Genomic DNA, 20,452 nt, shown 5'->3' with positions numbered 1-20,452 from the left:
CCAGAATATGAAGCACGCGAGCTTTGCCTGCATTTGCGCATCCCTCAATGCCGAGCGCTTGGAGAGAGAGATACTTATACTGACCGCCTGAATGCGGCTTAAGCGGCTTATCGGGACCACAGTCGGGCTTTGCATCAGACCCTTGAGCCAGGCTCGGTCAGTGTGGTCTCTTGCCGCCGAGCGGAGTCATCACGATTGCCTAGTCACCCGTGATGACGACTGGCGTGCCAATTCCCGCGATTTGGCGCTCACTCCGAGAAAACCGCTTCTACCACGCACGCACGGCTTGCGGCCGCATCGTTAAACATCGCCACCAATGCGATCTTCTGCATTCTAATGACGTTGTCACGCGCTTGAAGTCTTGTCCGAAATCCTTCATCGGCGACCTTCGAGGGATGTCGCAGCCCGACAGGGATCCATTAGTTGGACAATGGTGGCAGCGGAGCAGCGCCGCCAATGGGCGACTGAATATTTCACAATGTTAGACAAGCGTAAAAGCGAAATCACATAACGACATAAACATTTCGTTATGCGTCATTGACAAAAGAGCGGACTGCTGTGATTGTCTGCGTGTCGTGGTTCTCGCGTGCGGCGCTGCCGCAGCGGAGCTAAGAGGGAAGCCGGTGCAATGCCGGCGCTGCCCCCGCAACTGTTAGCGGCGAGCCAACCCCACTCATGTCACTGAGGCGAATACCCTCAGGAAGACGGGTAGAGGCTATGACCCCGCGAGCCAGGAGACCTGCCACGGCGAATTACGTCCACGGGCGGGGTGTCTCGGTGGCCGCTGCAAGCCGGCGTTCGTGCCGGCCTGCTAGCGCCTTCCTTGTCATCGACGCCCCAACCATCGGGGTATGACATGACTGACTCTCAGGAAATTCCTGTAGCAACGCTCGGCGTGCCGCGCTTCGGTCGTCGGCGAGAACTGAAATTCGCGCTTGAAAGCTACTGGTCCGGAACATCGTCCGCTGGCGAACTTCTCATGACGTCGAAGGCGCTCCGTGCCGCTAGCTGGGAAGAGCAGCGTGATCGCGGCGTGTCGAAAATACCGTCAAACGACTTCTCGCTTTACGACCATGTGCTCGACACCGCAGCCATGGTCGGCGCCATTCCCTCCCGTTACGGCTGGAATAGCGGCGAGGTCCCACTTGACATCTACTTCGCAATGGCGCGCGGCAACCAGGGTCAGACGGAGGATTGTGCACACGCTGGTCACCAGGAGGCGGCTCATGGGCCCGGTGTAACCGCGATGGAAATGACCAAGTGGTTTGACACAAACTACCACTACATTGTGCCGGAACTCGATGATGATCAGACGTTCGCCCTCTCGTCAACGAAGCCGGTCGATTACTTCCTCGAGGCTAAAGCTCTCGGCATTCACACACGCCCAGTCATCCTTGGACCCATCACCTTCCTCAAGCTGGCGAAATCGCCTGCCGAAGGGTTCGATCCTATCGCGCTCCTACCGCGGCTGCTGCCCGTTTACGAGCAACTCCTGCAGAGGCTGAGGCTGTCGGGAGCCGACTGGGTGCAGATCGATGAGCCAGCGCTTGTTCTCGATCTGTACCCGAACGAACGAGCTGCGTTCGAATTCGCCTATGGCCAGCTGTCGAAAGCCGCGCCCGAGCTGAAGATCATGCTGGCTACGTATTTCGGGTCGCTGGGAGACAATCTCGAAACCGCGGTTTCTCTGCCCCTGGCCGGGCTGCATATTGATCTCGTGCGCGCTCCCGAGCAGCTGGAAACGGTGGGTCGGCTCGCTCCGAAGGATCTGGTGCTCTCGCTTGGCTTGATCGATGGCCGCAACGTCTGGCGTGCGAACCTGCCCGCCATTCTCGACCGCATCAAACCGATCGTCGCCGGCTGGCCCTTGGACCGCGTCGAGATCGCGCCTTCTTGCTCGATGCTGCATGTGCCGATCGACCTGCGCATGGAGCCGGAACTCGAGGCGGACATCAGGTCGTGGCTCGCCTTCGCGGCCCAGAAGACCGACGAGCTGGTCTTGCTGGCCCGGGCCCTGTCCCAAGGCAGGGATGCGGTGGCAGCCGCGTTGAAAGCGTCTGCCGAGGCTGCCGCCACTCGCGTGACGTCCACGAAGATCCATGACCCGCTTGTTGAGGGGCGGATCGCCAGCATTGACCATAGCATAAAGCGACGAGAGAGCGCTTTTGGCGAGCGCTCCAGAGTCCAGGCCGGCACGCTCGGGCTGCCGCCGTTCCCGACGACGACAATCGGGTCCTTCCCGCAGACGCCGCAGGTACGCCGCGCGCGGGCCGCTCATGCGAAGGGCCAGCTGAGCTATGTCGACTACGAGACGTTCCTGAAGAAGGAGATCGAGGCTGCAATTCGCTGGCAGGAAGAGATCGGGCTGGACGTGCTGGTGCACGGTGAGTTCGAGCGAAACGACATGGTACAGCATTTCGGCGAGCAGTTGTCCGGCTTCGCGCTCACCCAGCATGCCTGGGTACAAAGCTATGGGTCGCGCTACGTGCGTCCCCCCATCATTTTCGGCGACGTATCGAGGCGCAATCCGATGACAGTGCGCTGGTGGCAATTCGCCCAGTCGCTTACGGAAAAGCCCGTGAAGGGAATGCTCACAGGCCCAGTCACCATTCTCAACTGGTCTTTTGTTCGCGACGACGTACCCCGCTCCGAAGCCTGCCGCCAGATCGCGCTCGCCATCCGCGACGAAGTGACGGATCTCGAAAGATCCGGCGCAAGGATGGTCCAGATCGATGAGGCCGCGTTTCGCGAAGGATTGCCACTGCGCCAATCTGACTGGAAAGTCTATCTCGACTGGGCTGTCGAATGTTTCCGGATCGCTTCAACGGGTGTAAAGGACGCGACTCAAATTCATACCCACATGTGCTATTCGGAGTTCAACGAGATCATTCACGCGATTGCTGGAATGGATGCGGATGTCATTTCGATTGAGACGTCGCGCTCGAAGATGGAACTGTTGGACGCCTTCACGAGCTCCAAATATCCGAACGAAATCGGTCCCGGCGTCTATGATATTCACTCACCACGCGTCCCGGAAGTCGGCGAGATTTCGGACTTAGTCATGCTTGCCCGCGAGCGACTGTCCGACGGCCAACTGTGGATAAACCCGGACTGTGGCCTCAAAACACGCAAATGGGAGGAGGTCCGCCCTGCCCTCATGAACATGGTCGCTGCAGCACGCGCGCTCCGGCAGAAAGTGCAGGCGTAAGGCTTCTCTTCCTCACCGTGTGGGGAGTTGCCGGTGGCGGATGTCGGCCGGGAATATGCCAAACCGATCACACTCTTGAAAATAAGCCACACGGCGAAAATGTGCAATTTTCCTTCGGCACGTGTCCTCATCCCGCAGAAATATAAATGTGACACCACGCTATAGTATTGGTCCTTGGGAACATACAGGCCCCGCGCCTCGAACAAATCGTACACACGTCGTTTCTCAAAGTAGACTGCTTGGCATGTCCGCTCAGGCGGCGACAATATATGATGCTGCGCGTCTGTCCGCTTCCCCAGTTGATTTGCGCAGACTACGGGCGAGGTTGCAGGTTTCGGGTATTGCTAGCGTGTCCCGCCAATTCGGAGATGGACCTGGCAATTCGTGTGGCCCAAGTAAAAGCCGCAATCATTTTCGATTGCGACGTCCGCAGCCAGTTGGCCCTTATTTTCCTGAGATCTGCGTTACAGGCCGGGGCGTTGTCGCCGTTTCGGAGGGTAAGATGGGATAGGTGACCTCGGGTGCCTCTCCGGTCAGCGAGTTGAGGAAGGCAACAAGCAGATCAACTTCTTCGTCCGCCAGTACTACGCCAAGCTGGGTGGTCCCCATAATAGCGACGGCCTGTTTCAGATCCCAAACCTTGCCCGAATGAAAGTATGGCGCGGTGAGTGCAACGTTGCGCAGCGGCGCCACGCGGAAAACATAGTAGTCATCGGCTGCATTGGTGACCGCAAATCGGCCCTCGTCTTTGTCCGGCAGGACCTCGGCGCTGGGCTGTTCCACGAGGCCAAAGGGGAAATAGGCTTGCCCACCAACGTTGATGCCGGCATGGCAGGACGAGCAGCCTTTGTCCATGAAAAGCGCCAGGCCCTGTTTCTGTTCGGAAGTCATGGCAAGCTCATCACCATTCAGGAAGCTGTCGAACGGGGCCGGTGTGACCAGTGTCGCCTCGAAGGCTTCGATCGCCTTGGCGAAGTTGTCGAAGGTGACCCGATCGGCTTCAGCCGGAAAAGCTGCATCGAACCACTCGACATATTGCGGCATGGACTTGAGCGTGGCGATGACTTGGTCCGGTGTATTGGCCATTTCGATGCCAGCTTGGACCGGTCCCTTCGCCTGAGCCTTCAGGTCTGCGGCACGACCATCCCAGAACTGAGCGATGTTGAAGACAGCGTTCAGTACAGTCGGCGCGTTGCGCTGTCCCTTCTGCCAACCATGGCCGATCGAGGTTTCGTGATTGTCGTCGCCGCCCGTGGCCAGGTTGTGGCACGAGTTGCACGACAAGACGCCTGACGCCGAGACGCGTGGATCGAAGAACAGTGCCTTGCCGAGAGCGATCTTTTCCGGGGTGTTCGGGTTGTTGGCGACTGTCGGCGTGGTGGATGGCAAAGCCCTGAAGGTGGCCAATGCCGTATCTCTGAGGTCGGTGGGGATCGAATCCGCAGCAAAGGCGGTGGGTGCCAGCAAGGTGACAGCCATCGTTCTGAATAGGATTTTCATAAATGGTCTTCCTGCGTCGTGCACGCAGCCACTATGCGATCTGCGGCTCATGAACGCCCTGAGCTAGATCAGTTGAGGGAGAGGATCGGGGTCTGGCACCTGTTTTCGCGGCTGAGCTGGGACCCTCTTGGAAGTGATCGCTCTTCTCGATTGGACTTCAGGGAGGAGGAGTATCCCTGCTCGACAACCGTTTGTATGCATCAAAGCACGCCCTGGCGGCGGCTTCGTAGATTCGGTCACTGCGATCTTCCCGCCATCGTTGAGAAAGTCGAGAGCACCCGCAAGACTGGCAATCTCTTGCACGATGTGCGCTGCACGCCTTGCGAAAAGTGAGCTTCTGAAACCTCAGGGTTCATTCGTTCCTCCGGACCTGCTGATTGCGTGAATCGACCTTATCGACACCCGCCGACTGCACATTGTGATGTCACCAGCGATGGCGGTTTCAATACCTAAGCAGCGACGGTCTATGCGACAGTATGGATGTCCTATCGGAATAGCCGGTCCGCTTTGTCGATCGTCACACCGGCATATAGTTCCGCTTCTACGAACATCCCATCACGCGAGGAAAGACATGGCCAATACGCGCAGTATCGCCAATCTAGCCCTTGTGCCGGCGCGGCGCTTGAGCAGGTCCACCGGCTGTAAGTGCCTCACACCTCGATCCACAGATCCTAGGCGATGACCACGTTGTCGTCGTGATTTGACGGACGCGGGGCAGTGGCCCATAAGCGAGCCACCGCAAACTGTGCGGTTGCCAATGCGTAATGAAGTGAATTGGAATGATCTTCGGTTTGCGAAACACGCACATCCGACGCAGCTTGCGTTGACAGAGGCGGTTTTACGCGCAATAGCACTTCCGCCGGCCTATTTTTGTGGAGTTCAATTGTGGTTCGGCCAAGGGCGCTGGGCGCCGGACCGGCCCCGTGTAAACCTCATTAAAGAGAGAGAGAGAGAGACCCTGCATGGAAGAATTCTTACCGCGCATCGCCACTGGTGCCGGCATCGGCCCGGCTCTCGCAGAGAAGGGCGTTGGGTTAATGCTGGGTTTCCTGCAAAGCCACGCGGCCGACGGTCCCGTTGCGCGCATGATCGAGGCCATTCCGGGAGCTTCGGAATTAGTAGCGAAGTATCATGGCGACGACCCAGAGGGTGGCGGCCTTATGGGGCTCGGCCAGCAATTAATGAGTGAGGGTCTCAGCATGGCAAAGATCGCCGGCCTCGCCAACGAGACGATCGCCTGCGCCAAGGAACATGCCGGCGACGAACTCGTGAACGAGGTCCTCAATTCCGTTCCTGGCCTTCCCCAGTTCGTCTGATCAGCGGCAGCCGGGGGCGCATGACCTCGTGCGCCCGTGCCGGCCCGTCTGCGCAGCAGGCATTCTCCGCCGAGCGTTCCGTACCGATCTCGCCAGACCACCGACCGCCGGGCACGCGAAGCGAGCGTTGGAGTACTTCATTCGTCTATTCCAAAATCGACCTCAGGCGAATCGATGTGTATAATTTCCGGCGGTAAGGGTTTATCCTGAACGCTTTCGATGAAGCCCGCGAGATAAGCAAACGTATTGTATTTCTCGAGGACCAACCGCTTCGCCTCTCTTATTGCGCCGCGACGTTCCTTCCAGAGGTCCGAGTCGATGATTTCTTGAATTTTTGGGATTACGTTCTTGTCCTCTGGGTCAATCAGAACCATAGAGTCCGAAGGGAAGAACCTCGTGATTGCCGGGCTGCCGTAATAGATCGGCATTGTTTCAGCAACGAAGCAGTCCATAAGCTTCTCTGTAAAATAGTAATCAGCACGAGTATTCTCGAACGCTATACTGTAACGGTAAGGTGCGAGTGCGTTCCATTTATCTCCAATCAGCCGAAAACCTCGGCCGAACAGGTCAAAATCGAGCTCCTTTCTCAGCCGTTCCAGAAACGCCAGCCGATATCGATGTCCTTTAAGCAGGGCGATGTCACTGGTAATCCATGAGAGCCGAAGCGGCTTATCCACGACTTCGCTGACCAGAAGTTGGTCATATGTCTTGTTTACAGACCAAGACCGAGTGATAGGTGGAGACAAAACGAATCGGCGCGCTGCATTCTGCCGAGCAGCCAGCTCTGCGTCACACGTCAGGACGATAGTATTTTTCCCCTGCCCTTCATGAAACGCGCGATGAGCTTTCGTCGGCGGTTCGCCGATTGCAAAAATTGTCCTGTTTGGGCTCGCCTCGATATCAACAGGGAGCCCGAAAAGAGAAGCAGAGTTAAAGACGATATGCCAATCGGGCACGAAGGATGTCGTGCGAACAAAAGCGACATTGTTCCAGATTCCACTGCCCTTTGGAGTGAGATGGTGGATTGCATCATCCAAAACGCCCCAGGAATCTAGACATGTAGCAACAATGGGCGCCGGGCGTTCCGTCAACAATTTGGCCGACAAAGAAGTTTCACTCCCTTCACTCGTGAAGGTACTCAATCGCCATTCCGGATTGCGGTAACATTGGGCAGCATATACCTTCCGGGACCCGCTGTCGAGGCAATTGTCGCTTTGCACTTGACCAGGTTCTTCCTCGCTTTGTGTGGTGATCAGGCCGGCTGAGTGGCAGCATGTGTGCCCTAATGAGTTCGCAGCCCGCTCTGCCCAATGGTACGTTCAATCGTCTTCAGGCGGTTGATCAGCCCTTCCGCCTGGCCGTTGCTCCACGGTAGTTCAATGGCATCGCGAACGGCGTCAGCTGGCGTAGGACCCGACCGAAACGCGTGATGGCGACGGACCCGGAGTTGACGCCACGTCGATCGAAGTGTCGAGCTTGCCCAATTCACAGGCCCCGCAAAATGCCGCGGCAGCGCATGGCAAGCCTGCGCATAGTGGCAAACTCATGTGATCCCTGCTTCAGGACGTCGACCTTTGTGGCCTGGTTGATCATCAGCACATCCCGAGGCTTCGTGCAGAGGGCCGGGGCGACTACCGACGAGATCACACGGCCGGTCGCGGGATTCGTATGGGACAGCGTCGCTGGCTGGTTGACGCGTATGATTGAAGCAGGCGACGCACTGTCCTTGCCCGGCCTCTCAGCGCGGCGCCAACTTGCGAGAAGCCGCTCCAGATTCGAGAAGCTGCCTGTGTCGCCGCGCTGTTCGATATCGTGGAACAGGTGTCGTCCGCAGCGATTGCCGTCTCTCGAGGACCGGCTAAGAAACGCCTCGAAATACATTGATGTCCTTGGTTACCAGCGGCGGTTCCCAGCCCTTTGGAAGAGCGGCTCACCGGGCGATGAACTTACATTTGGCCATGGCCAATGAACGTCCATCGCCCCTGATGCCACCAGCAAGCGATCACGATCCCTCGATACTCAGTCAAAAGAAGTAATACCGAACCAAAAAACCGCGCTTAGGCTCAAGACTACTAGCAATTCCGACGCAAAGTTACAGCCGGGACGCGCCACGCACCTCGGCAGGGTCGCCAACAACGAGTGGCTCAGCGTCACGACGGGAAATATGGCGCATCGATGTCGCTTCTGGACGAGCATTGGCAATAACGCTGTCGAGCATTGTTGCTTTCAGCGGCAACCGGCCCTATGAAGCGACGCTTCGCTGACTATGTTTCACCGCCTGGAGAGTTTCATGACAGAAGAAGCCGGAAAAAACGTCGACACCCTCATTGAGCTTGCCGCCGATGTCGTGTCGGCCTATGTCTCCAACAATCCGATCCCGGTGGGGGATCTCCCTGCCCTCATCGGCCAAGTGCATGCGGCTCTGAGAGCGACGGCCGGAGGTGTCTCTGCGCAAGAGCCGGTTGCCCTTACGCCTGCAGTCCCGATCAGGAAATCGGTGACACCGGACTACATCATCTCCCTTGAGGACGGGAAGAAATTCAAATCGCTAAAGCGCCATCTGTCGACCCACTATGGGCTGACGCCGGATGGATATCGGGCCAAATGGGGCCTGCCGGCGGATTATCCCATGGTCGCGCCGAACTACGCCGCGGCGCGCTCGACATTGGCCAAGACGATGGGGCTCGGCCGCAAACCGAAGGCGCCGGAAGCGCCGGAGCCTGCGCCGACGAAGCGAACCCGCAAGAAGGTCGCGGCTTGATTTCGGCAATCGAGATTCGTTCTGGAGCGTTGCAGCCATCGGCTTAATCTGCGCGTCATATAAAAAGGCGGGGCCAACCCCGCCTTCCTTTCAAACAACCTTGTTTCATGAGGAATTCGCGACGCCTGCAGCAATCTGCTGCCCTCAGTTTTTGCTCGGTCCCATCGAGCGGCCGTGAGGACTTATGTGCTTACTCTTGCCAGGACGCAGGAGAAAATTTCAACCAGCTTTGCTGAGGCTGCCAGCGGAGGACTTGCCCGTGCGGCGATCCTGCTCGATCTCATAGTTGATCTTCTGGCCGTCAGCGAGGGTCGAGAGGCCCGCGCGTTCGACAGCGGAAATGTGGACGAAAACATCCGGACCGCCATTGTCGGGCTGGATAAATCCAAACCCCTTGGTGCTGTTGAACCACTTTACCGTTCCAGTCGGCATATACTTGTTCCTTCTTTTACAATGCAACGTGGGCAGGCCATTAGGCCTGTCCGAGTCATAGCCGAGAGTTGGGCGCAGCAAAAAGCGAAAAATTGTTAAGCCCCGATCAGCTGGCGCACTCCATTGTGGGCGTAGCCGCCAGCAAGCACTGTCCTACACTACCGCTCGAGCGTGGCCGGAAGCGCCCAATTTCTTCCAACGCTCCTCAGCGCCACGTCGATGGCTCGTGTTTGGAGGCACGGGACGGAAGGCCGACCGCTGCTCGTGCCGCAGGTCAAAGGCCGGGTAGTTCACGGAACTGCCTTCGAGCATAACGGCTTGGCAAGCGCATGAAGGAGTTTCGATTTGGATTGTTTCAAGAGGGTCGAGGGGTTGATCGATGCGACCAGCGTGGAAGCGATCGATAGCGCGCGCGTTTTGCTGGACCAGTTCAAGGGCAAGTCAGAAACAATCGCCCAAGCGATTGACGACTTCCTGCTTGATTTCATGACCTTGCTGTTTGTGGTAGAAGCCACCCGCGAGCAGTTCCACAATCCGGCGAGGCGGTTAGCGCGCATCAGATTGAGCAAGGTCAGGCTGTTACTCACGCGATGCTCTTGACCTAAGCGACCACTCCGCCAGGCATGCATTTGCAGCCGAGCGCACCAGGCGGTATTTTACGCACATGAAATCAATCGCGACTGCTAATTCTCCTGTTTGGTGCCCAGGGACAACGGCAAGCGCGCACAGCTTCGGTGCTGCTGTCCTGCAGCGACAAATGTTGCCTGCATGCCCCCACGGCGAGCGCTGGAGCGACAACATCTCAATTCTGTCCGTCAGTGCAGCGGCCTTCGAAGCGCATCGTGTACCCCTCCCCGGCAGCGCGCCACATCGTCTTCCGAAGGAAGACGATACTCTCAGCCATGCTCGCGTCGCCTTCAGCCCTGTTCGATGGCCCATAATGTCGGATGCGCAACATGTCAGACCCGACTTGTCTTCATGCCTCCAATGGTTTTCTGATCTGGTACGGTGCATGCCTGGTCGTCCGCAGACGTCGCGGACCAAGGAAAATCCGTCCAATGACCACCTCACCAAGAACACCGCCGCAGGTCTCCTGGGTCCATCCGAAGATGAGGCTCGAGTGAGGCCTGGCCGCATGTTGGTCTGGCTCGGCGCTGCCCGCCGATCCTCCCCACGGGGAGGCGAAGACGCAACGCGTTCATCAAAATGAGGAACAAATCACTTTGCCTCGAACCTTGCCTTTCCAACCGGAGCCATCGATCGCTCCCCCTGGCTGCGCACGGCGTTCACTGCCACCGCCCTGGCCCTGGTGACGACCGCTCCGGCTCTGGCCGCCACCGACGGCGGCAAGATCGCGGATTTCCTGCTCGACTATGGCATGGAAGGATCGACATCCGCGATCACCGCGCGCCAGTCGTCACTCACATGGTACAAGGTCAGCAGCGCCGACGAGCCACCCGGCAAATCCGGACTTGCCCATTTCCTTGAGCGTCTGATCTTCAAGGCGACCACCAACCGCGCCGGCAGCGAGTTCGACCGAGCCGTCTCAGTCAGCGGCGGCTACAATAACGCCCCCAACGCTATGACTAGCTTTGGGCGACATGTTTGGCTTCGAGGCCGATCGCATGTTCAACCTCATCCTCAACGACGATATCAAGACCGAGCGAAACGTGATTCTGGAGGAGCGCCGTTGGCGCAGAGAGACGAACCCGCAGGTCTGCTGGACGAGGAGGTCAACGCGACGTTGCGGCCGATCAGCCCTACCGCATTCCGGTCAACGGCTGGATGCAGGAGATGGACAAGCTGAACGGCACCGACGCATTCACGATCTACAACAAATGCTGCCGACCCGAACAACGCCGTGCTGGTGGTGGCCGGCGACGCAGAGCCTGAGACGGTGAAGGCGCTGGCCGCGAAGACCTATGGCAAGGTTGCGCGCGGGCCGGTCCTGCCCCCGCGCACCTGACCGGCCGAGCCCGACTAGTAGAACCGCGAGGCATCTTCTAGCGATTTCAGGGTATTCTCCTTTCCACTTGGGTACCGTGGTCTGCTAGCTGTCTGGCCGAGGCCCTATAAGGAACTTGGCATCCGGAATAGACACCGCACTTGCCATATACCCCTGCTGCGTTTGAGGAGGAATCCGGTATTGCCCCTGTGCCTGCCGATGACCCGTCACCTGAGATCCCCTGACCTGTTTCGATCCATTGATCGCCTGCCGACACTTGGCACGCGGATTAGCGAGCGGACATTCGAGGTTCTCAACCCGTCGACCGGCGAAGTGCTGGCAGAACTACCCGACATGGGTGTCGAAGAGACATGCGCTGCGATCGACAAGGCCTATGTCGCGCAGCCTGGATGGGCAGGGTTTACCGCCCGTGAGCGCAGCGACGTTCTATGGCGATGGTATCAGTTGATCATCGACCACGCCGACGATCTCGCTGCAATTCTCACCGCGGAGATGGGCAAGCCGCTTGCAGAGGCCAAATCGGAGCTATCGCATGCTGCGGCGTATCTGCAATGGTACGCCGAGGAGGCAAATCGCGTCTATGGCGAGACGATCTCCGCACCATCGACGGACCGCCGAATGTTGGTGATCAAGCAGCCCATCGGGGTCGTCGGCACGATAACGCCATGGAATTTCCCAGCCTCGATGGTGGCGCGCAAAATCTCGCCAGCCTTGGCAGCGGGCTGCACGATCGTCCTCAAGCCCGCTGAACAGACGCCGCTCGTGGCTGGAGCAATGTTCGCCCTCGCCCATCAGGCAGGCTTCCCCGAAGGCGTCGTCAACCTGATCTATGCGTCCGAAGGTGACGCGGTCGGCCGCGAACTTTGCACAAATCCCAAGGTCCGCAAGATCAGCTTCACCGGGTCTACGGAGATCGGGCGCCTACTCATGCGCCAGTGCTCGGACCAGATCAAAAAAGTCAGCCTAGAGCTCGGCGGCAATGCACCTTTCATCGTGTTCGATGATGCGGATGTCGATGCCGCAGTTGACGGTGCGATCCAGGCGAAGTACCGCAATGCCGGCCAGACCTGCGTTTCAGCGAACCGCCTTTACGTCCAGTCGGGCGTTCACGACGAGTTCGTCGAGAAATTCGTGGAACGGGCTCGCCAACTTCAAGTTGGTGACGGTTTCGCTCCCGGAGTGGACATCGGGCCTCTCATCGACAAGCAGGCTTTGGCCAAGATTGAATCCCATATTGCCGATGCCGTAGCTAAAGGCGGCGCAATTCGATGCGGGGGCAAACGCGTCGGCACGAATGGCACGTTTTTCCAACCAACGGTCCTGACCGGTGTCACCAGCGAGATGACCGTGGCGCAAGAAGAGACATTCGGGCCGCTCGCACCGATTATTCGCTTCAACGATGCGGATCAGGTCGTGCGTGATGCCAATGAAACGATCTACGGCCTCGCGGCGTATTTTTATGCCTCTAACCTGAAGCGTGTCTGGCGTGTCGCCGAGGGCTTGGAATATGGAATGGTCGGGGTAAATACCGGCCGGATGTCTTCGGAAGCGGCGCCGTTCGGTGGGATAAAACAGTCCGGCATCGGGCGGGAGGGATCCCGCCATGGCCTCGAGGACTACCTCGAAATGAAATACCTCTGCATGGGCGGCATCTGAAGCATCGGCTTGCAGGGTTCACAGACGGGTTAACTAGCGAGCGATCTCCAAACATGTGAATTGTAGAATCGCTCCTCGATTGGGAACTGAGGGGCGGTCCGCACCCGAGCAAACACGCAATCCTGAGGAGCCGCCTAAAATAGCTGGATGTATCTCTCGACGAGACAAGCGTCTGCGTTTTCGGCGAAGACGGCGCGCATGCGACGGAGGATACGCTTGCGATTTGGCGGCCCTCGCCGACTATCCTCAGGCGACGGGCTGTCGTTGCGCGGTCTGGTTGGAAGCTTGTGCACCAAGCCATCGTCAACGCTGATTGAGCAATATCCGGCTTCAGGGGCAGAATTTGGACCTGCTCCATTCCGATATCAGTAGCTCAGCTGTTCTTCGGCTGACTGCCGCGCCGGTACACGCTCGGACAGAATCGAAGGTACCATCACATTCGCATCCACATTGGTGATCGGCGCTCGGTCCAGGGCGCGCCAGGTTGACCAAGCGGGTCGAACCGAATGACAGCCTTGACCGGCTGGAGGACGGAAATCCCGATGCCGAAGAGGTTGGTCAGCCCAGTCGAGCCCACACGCATTTTCGGCACGAACAGCAAGGGCTGGGAAGCGATCGGCCGAGCAGTCCTTGAAGGGGCGGGCCAGGGTTGTTTGACGACGCGTTGGTTCAGGTCAGCTAATCTAGTCTCTGCCGTTCAGAGCGGCTTCCCTCGCCAGTGACAGCGAGTCAAGATATTTGGCATCGTCGGCTTTGATTGCCGCGCAGATCTGGTCGAGATGGGGACAGCTCACTGGTGCACCTTTGGGCTCATAGTGTTTCCTCGTCATCGAGGTGAGGATTTCCGGATTTGGCGTAGAACACCAACACGGGTCCGAGATCAAAGCGCGTCCCGGGCGCAAGGCGCTGGACGGACCGGGGCCATGTTTCGGTTGAGGCGCCACCGATGCCTCGCGCCAGCGTTCTGGCGAAGCGGGGCATCAGCGGAGCGAGTGTCGGTGCCAGGATCGCAGCGGCCGTCGTCTGAAGGGCTAGCGAAGTCCGATTGCGGGCAGGATAGAAACGTCGCGCCGCCGCAAAGTCTCGCGCCCCGCGGTAGATCACGCAATCGCGCACGAATTCGCAGACCTGAGTGGCCGCGCGCCGAACCGAGAAGCCTTCGTCCGAATAGGCGCGCTCCATCGCAGCGCGATAGATCTCTATGCGAGCAAAGAAGGCGCGGTCGACCGGGCTCCAGTCGCCTGCATCGGGTACACGGCCGGCAAAATCCTGCTTGATTTCCTGGTTCAACGCCTCAAGCCAGTTCAGCCAGATGCTTTGGAACACCTCGTTCTCGGTGCGGCGCAGCGCGTCCAGCGTGAAATCCGTCCGCTCACCTTCCGGGCGTGTCAGGCCCAAATGAAGGCGCACGACGTCGACTGTCTTTGGGCTCAGAACCTCCTTGCCCCAGACCGCATGGCGGCAGCTGGTTGAGAACTTCTTGCCGTCGAGCAGGTAGAACTCGTTGACGTGATAGCGGATGCGTGGCTTCCAGTGGGAGAAGACCTCGGCGTAAAGAGCGGGGTATAGTAGCGCGTGGTAGAACGAATTGTCGAAGCCGAAGAAATGGACAATCTGCCAGTCGTTGCCGGGCATCTCCGCCTTCCAGTTGCGACCCATCGAGCGGCCGAGCGCCTGGATGTTGTAAAGAAAACCGAAGGCCATCTCCGGCCAGACCCAGATCACTTGCCCCGGGAACCCTTCCGCCGGCAGGCCCCAGTCCGAGGGGTGGGTAATGGGCACTGAAAATTTCCCGCGTCGGCGTACGCGTGCGAAGAGATCCAAGATCCGTAGCGGGACCCCAGACGCCCTTAGATGCCGGTCGACATTGTCGAAGCATTGGTCCAGCGCAAGTTCAGCGCGGCGGACGGAGCCGACCAGCGGCGCCTCGGCAGACTGCCGTGATTGGGCTGCACGCAGGTCGTAGCAAAGGTTTGGGGCGCCGCATTCCTCGCAGATGTTGCCACCCGCGGAGCCGCCGCAATCGGGGCAGAGGCCGCTAACATCCGATTCGTAAAGATAACGGCCTGTCACGGCATCGAAAAGCGCAGGGCTCTGGCGTAGATCTATCGCCGTGCTGCTCAGAAGACTGCGGAAACAGGCGGTTTGAAACTCGCCATAACTGTCATCGCCCATCGTGGCTTGGAAGCTGTGGACCTCACAATCGAGAAGTGCAAGCGTGGCGCGAATCTCGTCGGCATAGTAGCGCGCCACGTTTGCCGGCGTCGATTGATCGGCATCAGCGCGCGCGGCGACGTAGCTTTGGAAATCATCGCTTCCGGTCAGGTGATAGGCCTCGACTCCTTTCATGCGCAGGAAACGAGTATAGACATCAGCGCCGAAATAGGGGCCGGAAAGATGCCCCAGATGCAGATCGCCATTTGGCGTCGGCGGCGTGGAGAAGACGAAAGTCGGCGCGCGGGGAGCCGTGAGCTTTGCAGCGACATGATGAGCGGCGTCGTCGTTTCGCCAGTAGACATCGACGAAATTTAGGTCTTCGTCCCCATCGTTGCGCAGCACATGCGCTTCAAAAGGGTGAAACAGAACGACATCGCCCGCCTCGACCGAGATTTCCCCCCGGTCGGTGGTGACCTTGCCCGCACCAGACAGGACCACGAAGGCCTCGATTTCGTCGTGCCGATGGGGCTCGGATGTGACGCCGGGTCCAACCTTTCCGAATGAAAACCCCGTGCGAGCGCTGCCCGTTCCAAGCGTGGCCGTGTCGATACCGAACGCCCGCGACAGCTCCGTTCGAGAAAACGTGTACTTGCGCATGACAACCAACCTAACCTGTTGAAGCAGTGGGATTTCGGCTGCCAACGCAACAGCCTCCCGTGCAATTCGTGGAGAGAAACGGCAGTCTGACCATTGGCGGCCCGGGCAGAGATAGTTTAGCTCTGGGCCGGCAAGCGGGCGACCAAGGGGGGCACTGGTCGGGCTGTAGGCGCACAGAAGACCGCCTGCGACCACCTCCGCAATCCACGTGCCAAAGCGTCGTAACGGGCTGCGGTCGATGCTCCGCGAGCCCGCAAATCAGACGGCCATACCGTCCGCGCATTTTTGAGCGGTCGATCAGTCGTGTGCATGCCTCCGCCTGGCCTGCGTGAGCTCAATCGCGATAGAAGATGCCATTCGGCGGCTTGAGATTGTCGAGATCGGCCACTTTCCCCTCGGGCGGGTTAAGGGCGCGCTTAAGCACGTTATATTCAGCGCGGGTCGGCCCGCCGGTTGAAGCCCGCTGGAACACCAAGTAGAGTGTCCGCCGAGAACGATTGCTTTTGTTCGGTCGTGAGTAGTGCGGTGCGTAATCGTCGAAGATGAAGATGTCGCCAGACTTCCATACTACGGGTTCCCAGGAGAACTTTTCGGCAACTTGAGGGTCGATCACCCCACCGGCATCCATGGGAAACACCCCCTTCTTGTGGTTGCCGGGGCTGAAGAAAAGCCCGCCATTTTCCTCGTCGGAGTCGTCGATGCCTATGGCAACCACCGCATGGACCATGCGGTCGGGGAGTTTGTGTGGAACGTGATAAATGTCCTGATGCGGGAGATAGCCGCCGCTGTCGGGGTAGTGGAAAATCAGCAACTCCTTGAGCCTGCGCGAATCTTCGCCAAGCAACTCCTCGACCGTTGACTTTATGCGCTGATCTTCTAAGAGCAAACGACGCAATGGATCATGGAAGTCGAGAAAATTCTCCATCTTGGAAGTGATCTTTCGATTGTCCGTCGTTTTCTCGAACCACATGAGCCATTTATCATCGCTGACGACCCAGCGTGACATATCTTCGACAAAGGTAGAGATATCTTCCTGAGCCGCTGGATCGAAGAACCTTTCGAGCCTGACGTATCCGTCCTTCTGCCACTTTTCTCTTTGTGCATCAGTCAACATGCGAAAAGCCTCCTGTTGGAAAGACTGGTTTTGGTTGGACATGCCGATTAGGGCGGTCGGGCGCTGATCAAGTTGCGGGTCCACGGAGACGGACTCACGTGACGAGGGAGGCGATGCTAAGTGCGTTCCGCTCCGGCGGATATTGTCCGCAGAAGCTCGGGCGAGACTGCCTATGTCAGGCTCAGCCGGGTCTAGGGGTTCCGTAAACTGGGCCGGATCAATCGCTTCACCCGGTTCAACCACGACACGCATCGCCAAAGGCCGGCACCATCCGCTACCTGCCGACCCAGCCATGGCCGCCAAGACCACGGCGGTCTTTCGAGTGAGCGACTTGGTACGGCCTTGGCAACCGTAGGGGAAATGCACGCCCCCAGAGTGATGCGATGCGCCGCTTGGTCGAAGGGCTTGGTCGGTCACGATCATATCGGAGAAGCCTCCGAGGTTCGCCGCAGCGCAGGCGGGCATCATTCCTAGGATGCCACCGCCGATGATCAAAAGCATACGAGTCATATTCCACTGCCCATTTCTTCGGCTGCGTGGTCGGGCCAGCTCTCGATCGAGGTATGAGTGATGAAGCCAGGATGCTCGGGGTTCGCGCATGGCGCGCGCCCAAGTAGGCTATCGAGGATGCGACGCGCGCGCCAGGCCAGCAAGCTTAGGTTCGGATCGGCCAGGCCGCGCTGCCCGAGGCTCGCATTTTGTACGAAGATGCGTCTGTCACACGGTCCGTCCCAGCTCACCGAAAAATCCTCGCGAATAGCTAATTCATTGTCGATCTGCTCCAAGCGGCCCATGATCGGTTCCAACAAGCTTGGGACCGCGTTCTCGTAACCGGTGGCCAGGATGACGATGTCAGCCGTGACTTCTTCGACCTCGTCCATGCCATGCTGCAGGGTCAGCCTGTGACCCGGTCCGGCGTTGATGCAGTGCGAGACGGTGCAGCCCGGCCGCAGTGTGATGTCGCATCGGTATGGCTCGAAAAATGCATGGCGGTACAGCGCCTGATAGATCGCGCGCAACGTGCTTTCCGAAATGCCGTCCGAAGCAAGCACGAAACGCCGCAGGAGCAGCTTACGCTGCGACTCGCTCATCGCCGCGAAGCGATCCGAAAAGCAGGGCATGAACAACTCGTTTGTGAACGGGCTGTTGTCCAGAGGCAGATAGTTTTCGCGCTGCGAGACCCAAGTGATCGAGGCAGGCCGCCGTTCGTTCGGCAGGCCGACAAGGTGCAACATCACCTCGGCTCCCGACTGGCCTCCGCCGACCACGCAGACATGCTTTCTCCGCACCTCAGGGTGGATGTGCAGTAAAACCGATGAGTGGAACAGGTTGCGTCCAACCCAGCCCTGAAATTGAGGCGGAATTTGCGCCTGCTTGCCAATGCCGACCACAACGTTTCTGGCGCCGAGAACCGCCTTATCCGTCCGCACCTGAAACTCGCCGTCAAAGCGGATTTCGCGCACTGTCTCGCCGCCACGCACAAGTGGGTTCCTGTGGAAGACCCAGTTCAGGTATTGTTCGAACTCCACTCTGAGCACGGCTTCGAACTGTGCGTTCAGGAAGTGATACAGACGCCCGTTCTCGTGCAGGAAGTTTACGAAAGTGTAGGCTGATCGCGGATTCACCAGAGTGACCAGGTCCTTGAAGTGGCTGACCTGGAGCTCCGAGGAATCGAATGCGATGCCTGGATGCCAGCGGAAGTCGACCTGCCGATCCAGGAACACTGCCCCTTTCCCAACTTGCTCGTGTATCTGACACGCAAGGCTCAAATTGGACGGGCCAGCACCGATCCCAACGCAAGATAACTCCACCTGCTTCCTCCTATAGCGTCTTCCCACTAGGCGGCTTGTTCGCGGCGAATATCGGCCATAGCCATTATCCTCCCCTCACGGACTTCGAGCCCCAGTCCCGACCGGGCTTGCGAGAATTTGTCCTGCGCGTTCGGGTCTTCGCATGTAGACCCGAGCATTCCAGCGCGGTGACAATCGACGGGTGATGCCCGGCGACGTGGGGCAACGACGTTTCTCCTTTCCGCCCGTCTGGATGCCCCCTCGCCGTCACGCGAGGAGCTTTCCAGGCCCACTAAGGTGTTTGAAGCCGGCGCAATCGCCCGCCTCGACCATGACGCGCCGGCCTTTCGGCGGCTTGATGGCAGGCGAGTGCGCGGTTTTCACTGCGGCGACGGCATTTTCGGTGCGCATGATCATGGACGACGTCTCGCTGATGCGTTCGCAGAGTCCCATGCATGGGCCGTGCCAGAGAAGGAAATTTTATTAAACAATGGGTTGGCGGATTTACGATCCTGTCGAAAATCCGACATTGGGGGGGACACCTCACTGCGGCGCCCGATTTGCACGTCGATGTCGCCTTTTTCCGATAGCTAATCGGGCACCTTCTGCACCAGAATACTTCTCTTGTGGAGACCAGCACGAAGTCTTCCTGAACGGACAGTGCAGAACCTTGCGTCTCTGCCGGACAGAGTACCCGCACGATCGGCAACTGTTGCCCGCCGACCAGCCGACCGCGTGGCAAAGATTGAGAGCGGCGAAGCTTGCGCTAACGGCCACATTTCTCCGGTATTTCAGCGATGCATTCCTCGAGACGCTTCAGGCGGCACTTCGCATTGCAAAGTTCATGTCCGGCTTCGAAACGCCGATGGCGCCCCTGAGGTGTGATCGCCACGAGATCGCGCTCCAGTTCGGCAATGCGCGCACGCAACCTGCCGAGCCTCTTCCTGACGCCAATGCATTTATCCATCCACGCCCGCAAATCGGTCTTCCTGGCAACACCCTAAAAGCTATGCGGGTTATGCCACCGAGACGTAATTTCCGGCAAGCCCACGCTCTAAACATCCGCTAATGCAATCTAGAGAAAGCATTCTTCGGGAAGAAGGCTGACGCTGGTTGAGGGAAAGCACTAGGAACCCTCGGATCTGACGCGTCGCGTCGGCGATTGCGGCAGCTCCAAAGCGCAGGGACAGGCCGTCAAGCGCCGGGCAGCGTGCCCTTCATCGACATTGCGAAGACATCGAGCAGGATGGCCAGCCCGACGCCGCACGCGGTCAGGATAAGGCCGGCCATGAAGATGCGGTTGGCGCGTTCGTAGATGGGTCGGCGCAACGAACTCATGTCGAGTAGCAGGGACAGCGCCCGCAACTGCAACGTGATGCCGACCAGGATCGGCACAACGGCGAACAGGTCGTAGAGCCGCCATGGCATGGGGTTCGCCGCCCAATGCGTGACGAAGCCGAGCGAAAAGGCAAGCAGAATGCCGACGACGGTGATTGTGCCGTTGCGAAAAATCGTCTCGATCAGCTCTTCCTTCGGATCGTGTTCGTCCAAGCGTCCCTCCTCTCACTCAGCAGTTGCAGGCCTTTGCACGGTCGACGTAGGCTCTCGGGAAATCCCTGTACATCGCCGCCAACTAGTCAAGGGCCGAGGACCGAAGCCGCGAGGCAAACGTTTTTGGTTTGCGCTGGCCTCATCACTTCCTCAGGCGCCATCGGCCTTTGCCGCGAAGTGAACGATGGAAGCGCCGCCTGCCACGGGTGCTGCGCTCAGAGCGGCAGGGTCAAGGGCGTCATTTCAGCTGGAGTGTCTATGACCTGCCACTGAGTTTTTCCTCCATCTGAGATTAGAGTCCGGCCCTTGATTGAAGGACGGACTGATGAAGAGAAAGCGTTTCA

14 protein-coding genes, 2 pseudogenes and 1 riboswitch are annotated in these 20,452 nt (G+C 58.7%); of the genes and pseudogenes, 7 read left to right on the top strand and 9 right to left on the bottom strand.

What is annotated here, in order from left to right; genetic code table 11:
- Positions 1–559: 559 nt before the first annotated feature.
- Positions 560–761, top strand: a riboswitch (cobalamin riboswitch).
- 95 nt (positions 762–856) lie between these two features.
- Positions 857–3,208 (top strand): 5-methyltetrahydropteroyltriglutamate--homocysteine S-methyltransferase, encoded by a 2,352-nt coding sequence (metE, locus tag NKI20_RS23640; protein ID WP_352834852.1) that lies wholly within the window; start codon positions 857–859, stop codon positions 3,206–3,208.
- Between the two features lie 444 nt (positions 3,209–3,652).
- Here metE and NKI20_RS23635 read toward each other — a convergent pair whose 3' ends face one another.
- On the bottom strand, positions 3,653–4,708 hold the full coding sequence (locus tag NKI20_RS23635; RefSeq protein ID WP_352834896.1) for a cytochrome-c peroxidase: 1,056 nt from the start codon (positions 4,706–4,708) through the stop codon (positions 3,653–3,655).
- A gap of 962 nt (positions 4,709–5,670) precedes the next feature.
- Here NKI20_RS23635 and NKI20_RS23630 point away from each other — a divergent pair.
- Positions 5,671–6,024 (top strand): hypothetical protein, encoded by a 354-nt coding sequence (locus NKI20_RS23630; RefSeq protein WP_352834849.1) that lies wholly within the window; start codon positions 5,671–5,673, stop codon positions 6,022–6,024.
- Between the two features lie 137 nt (positions 6,025–6,161).
- Here NKI20_RS23630 and NKI20_RS23625 read toward each other — a convergent pair whose 3' ends face one another.
- Together NKI20_RS23625 and NKI20_RS33795 are read right to left on the bottom strand one after the other, a co-directional pair.
- Complete coding sequence (locus NKI20_RS23625) at positions 6,162–7,166, bottom strand: glycosyltransferase family 10 domain-containing protein (RefSeq protein ID WP_196815339.1); 1,005 nt, start codon at positions 7,164–7,166, stop codon at positions 6,162–6,164.
- Positions 7,167–7,290: 124 nt separating this feature from the next.
- Positions 7,291–7,917 (bottom strand): annotated as a pseudogene (locus tag NKI20_RS33795) (ISL3 family transposase); the annotation flags it as partial.
- 397 nt (positions 7,918–8,314) lie between these two features.
- Between NKI20_RS33795 and NKI20_RS23615 the strand changes: the two are divergent.
- Positions 8,315–8,785, top strand: coding sequence for a Ros/MucR family transcriptional regulator (locus tag NKI20_RS23615; RefSeq protein WP_023783325.1), 471 nt, complete (start codon positions 8,315–8,317; stop codon positions 8,783–8,785).
- Between the two features lie 219 nt (positions 8,786–9,004).
- On the opposite strand, the gene NKI20_RS23610 is transcribed toward NKI20_RS23615, so the two are convergent.
- Positions 9,005–9,217: a cold-shock protein gene (locus NKI20_RS23610; protein ID WP_023679670.1), complete on the bottom strand. Its 213-nt coding sequence runs from the start codon at positions 9,215–9,217 to the stop codon at positions 9,005–9,007.
- Positions 9,218–9,589: 372 nt separating this feature from the next.
- Between NKI20_RS23610 and NKI20_RS23605 the strand changes: the two genes are divergently transcribed.
- The 3 genes and pseudogenes from NKI20_RS23605 (at position 9,590) to NKI20_RS23595 (ending at position 12,839) form a co-directional block, all read left to right on the top strand.
- The gene (locus NKI20_RS23605) at positions 9,590–9,817 is read left to right on the top strand and encodes a hypothetical protein (protein ID WP_245260682.1); all 228 of its coding nucleotides are present in this window, start codon (positions 9,590–9,592) and stop codon (positions 9,815–9,817) included.
- A 655-nt stretch (positions 9,818–10,472) separates the two neighbouring features.
- Positions 10,473–11,177 (top strand): annotated as a pseudogene (locus NKI20_RS23600) (M16 family metallopeptidase); the annotation flags it as partial.
- 204 nt (positions 11,178–11,381) lie between these two features.
- On the top strand, positions 11,382–12,839 hold the full coding sequence (locus tag NKI20_RS23595) for an NAD-dependent succinate-semialdehyde dehydrogenase (RefSeq protein WP_352834894.1): 1,458 nt from the start codon (positions 11,382–11,384) through the stop codon (positions 12,837–12,839).
- 810 nt (positions 12,840–13,649) lie between these two features.
- Here the strand turns inward: NKI20_RS23595 and NKI20_RS23590 are convergent.
- The 4 genes from NKI20_RS23590 to NKI20_RS23575 all read right to left on the bottom strand — a co-directional run bounded on the left by NKI20_RS23590 (position 13,650) and on the right by NKI20_RS23575 (position 18,974).
- Positions 13,650–15,848, bottom strand: a complete 2,199-nt coding sequence (locus NKI20_RS23590; protein ID WP_352834845.1) for a class I tRNA ligase family protein — start codon at positions 15,846–15,848, stop codon at positions 13,650–13,652.
- A 139-nt stretch (positions 15,849–15,987) separates the two neighbouring features.
- Positions 15,988–16,767 carry a phytanoyl-CoA dioxygenase family protein gene (locus NKI20_RS23585; protein WP_352834890.1) on the bottom strand — a complete coding sequence of 260 codons (780 nt, stop codon included), beginning with the start codon at positions 16,765–16,767 and terminating at the stop codon, positions 15,988–15,990.
- A gap of 506 nt (positions 16,768–17,273) precedes the next feature.
- Complete coding sequence (locus NKI20_RS23580; protein WP_352834843.1) at positions 17,274–18,578, bottom strand: lysine N(6)-hydroxylase/L-ornithine N(5)-oxygenase family protein; 1,305 nt, start codon at positions 18,576–18,578, stop codon at positions 17,274–17,276.
- A 246-nt stretch (positions 18,579–18,824) separates the two neighbouring features.
- Positions 18,825–18,974 carry an iron-sulfur cluster assembly accessory protein gene (locus tag NKI20_RS23575; RefSeq protein ID WP_352834840.1) on the bottom strand — a complete coding sequence of 50 codons (150 nt, stop codon included), beginning with the start codon at positions 18,972–18,974 and terminating at the stop codon, positions 18,825–18,827.
- 295 nt (positions 18,975–19,269) lie between these two features.
- Between NKI20_RS23575 and NKI20_RS23570 the strand changes: the two genes are divergently transcribed.
- Positions 19,270–19,626, top strand: a complete 357-nt coding sequence (locus NKI20_RS23570; RefSeq protein ID WP_352834837.1) for a hypothetical protein — start codon at positions 19,270–19,272, stop codon at positions 19,624–19,626.
- 125 nt (positions 19,627–19,751) lie between these two features.
- Here NKI20_RS23570 and NKI20_RS23565 read toward each other — a convergent pair whose 3' ends face one another.
- Positions 19,752–20,108: a hypothetical protein gene (locus NKI20_RS23565; protein ID WP_023736366.1), complete on the bottom strand. Its 357-nt coding sequence runs from the start codon at positions 20,106–20,108 to the stop codon at positions 19,752–19,754.
- Positions 20,109–20,452 lie beyond the last annotated feature (344 nt).

The sequence above is a fragment of the Mesorhizobium sp. M0830 genome, from assembly GCF_040319965.1.
Lineage (GTDB): Bacteria > Pseudomonadota > Alphaproteobacteria > Rhizobiales > Rhizobiaceae > Mesorhizobium.
Note: the sequence above shows the minus strand (reverse complement) of the source record. Positions and strands in the feature narration are given on the sequence as shown.

What these genes read in the sequence shown, in the direction of transcription:
- NKI20_RS23615 (WP_023783325.1), top strand. Translation starts at nt 8,315, where the DNA reads ATGACAGAAGAAGCCGGAAAAAACGTCGACACCCTCATTGAGCTTGCC.
- NKI20_RS23610 (WP_023679670.1), bottom strand. Translation starts at nt 9,217, where the DNA reads ATGCCGACTGGAACGGTAAAGTGGTTCAACAGCACCAAGGGGTTTGGA.
- NKI20_RS23635 (WP_352834896.1), bottom strand. Translation starts at nt 4,708, where the DNA reads ATGAAAATCCTATTCAGAACGATGGCTGTCACCTTGCTGGCACCCACC.
- NKI20_RS23595 (WP_352834894.1), top strand. Translation starts at nt 11,382, where the DNA reads ATGACCCGTCACCTGAGATCCCCTGACCTGTTTCGATCCATTGATCGC.
- metE (WP_352834852.1), top strand. Translation starts at nt 857, where the DNA reads ATGACTGACTCTCAGGAAATTCCTGTAGCAACGCTCGGCGTGCCGCGC.
- NKI20_RS23575 (WP_352834840.1), bottom strand. Translation starts at nt 18,974, where the DNA reads ATGATCATGCGCACCGAAAATGCCGTCGCCGCAGTGAAAACCGCGCAC.
- NKI20_RS23630 (WP_352834849.1), top strand. Translation starts at nt 5,671, where the DNA reads ATGGAAGAATTCTTACCGCGCATCGCCACTGGTGCCGGCATCGGCCCG.
- NKI20_RS23585 (WP_352834890.1), bottom strand. Translation starts at nt 16,767, where the DNA reads ATGTTGACTGATGCACAAAGAGAAAAGTGGCAGAAGGACGGATACGTC.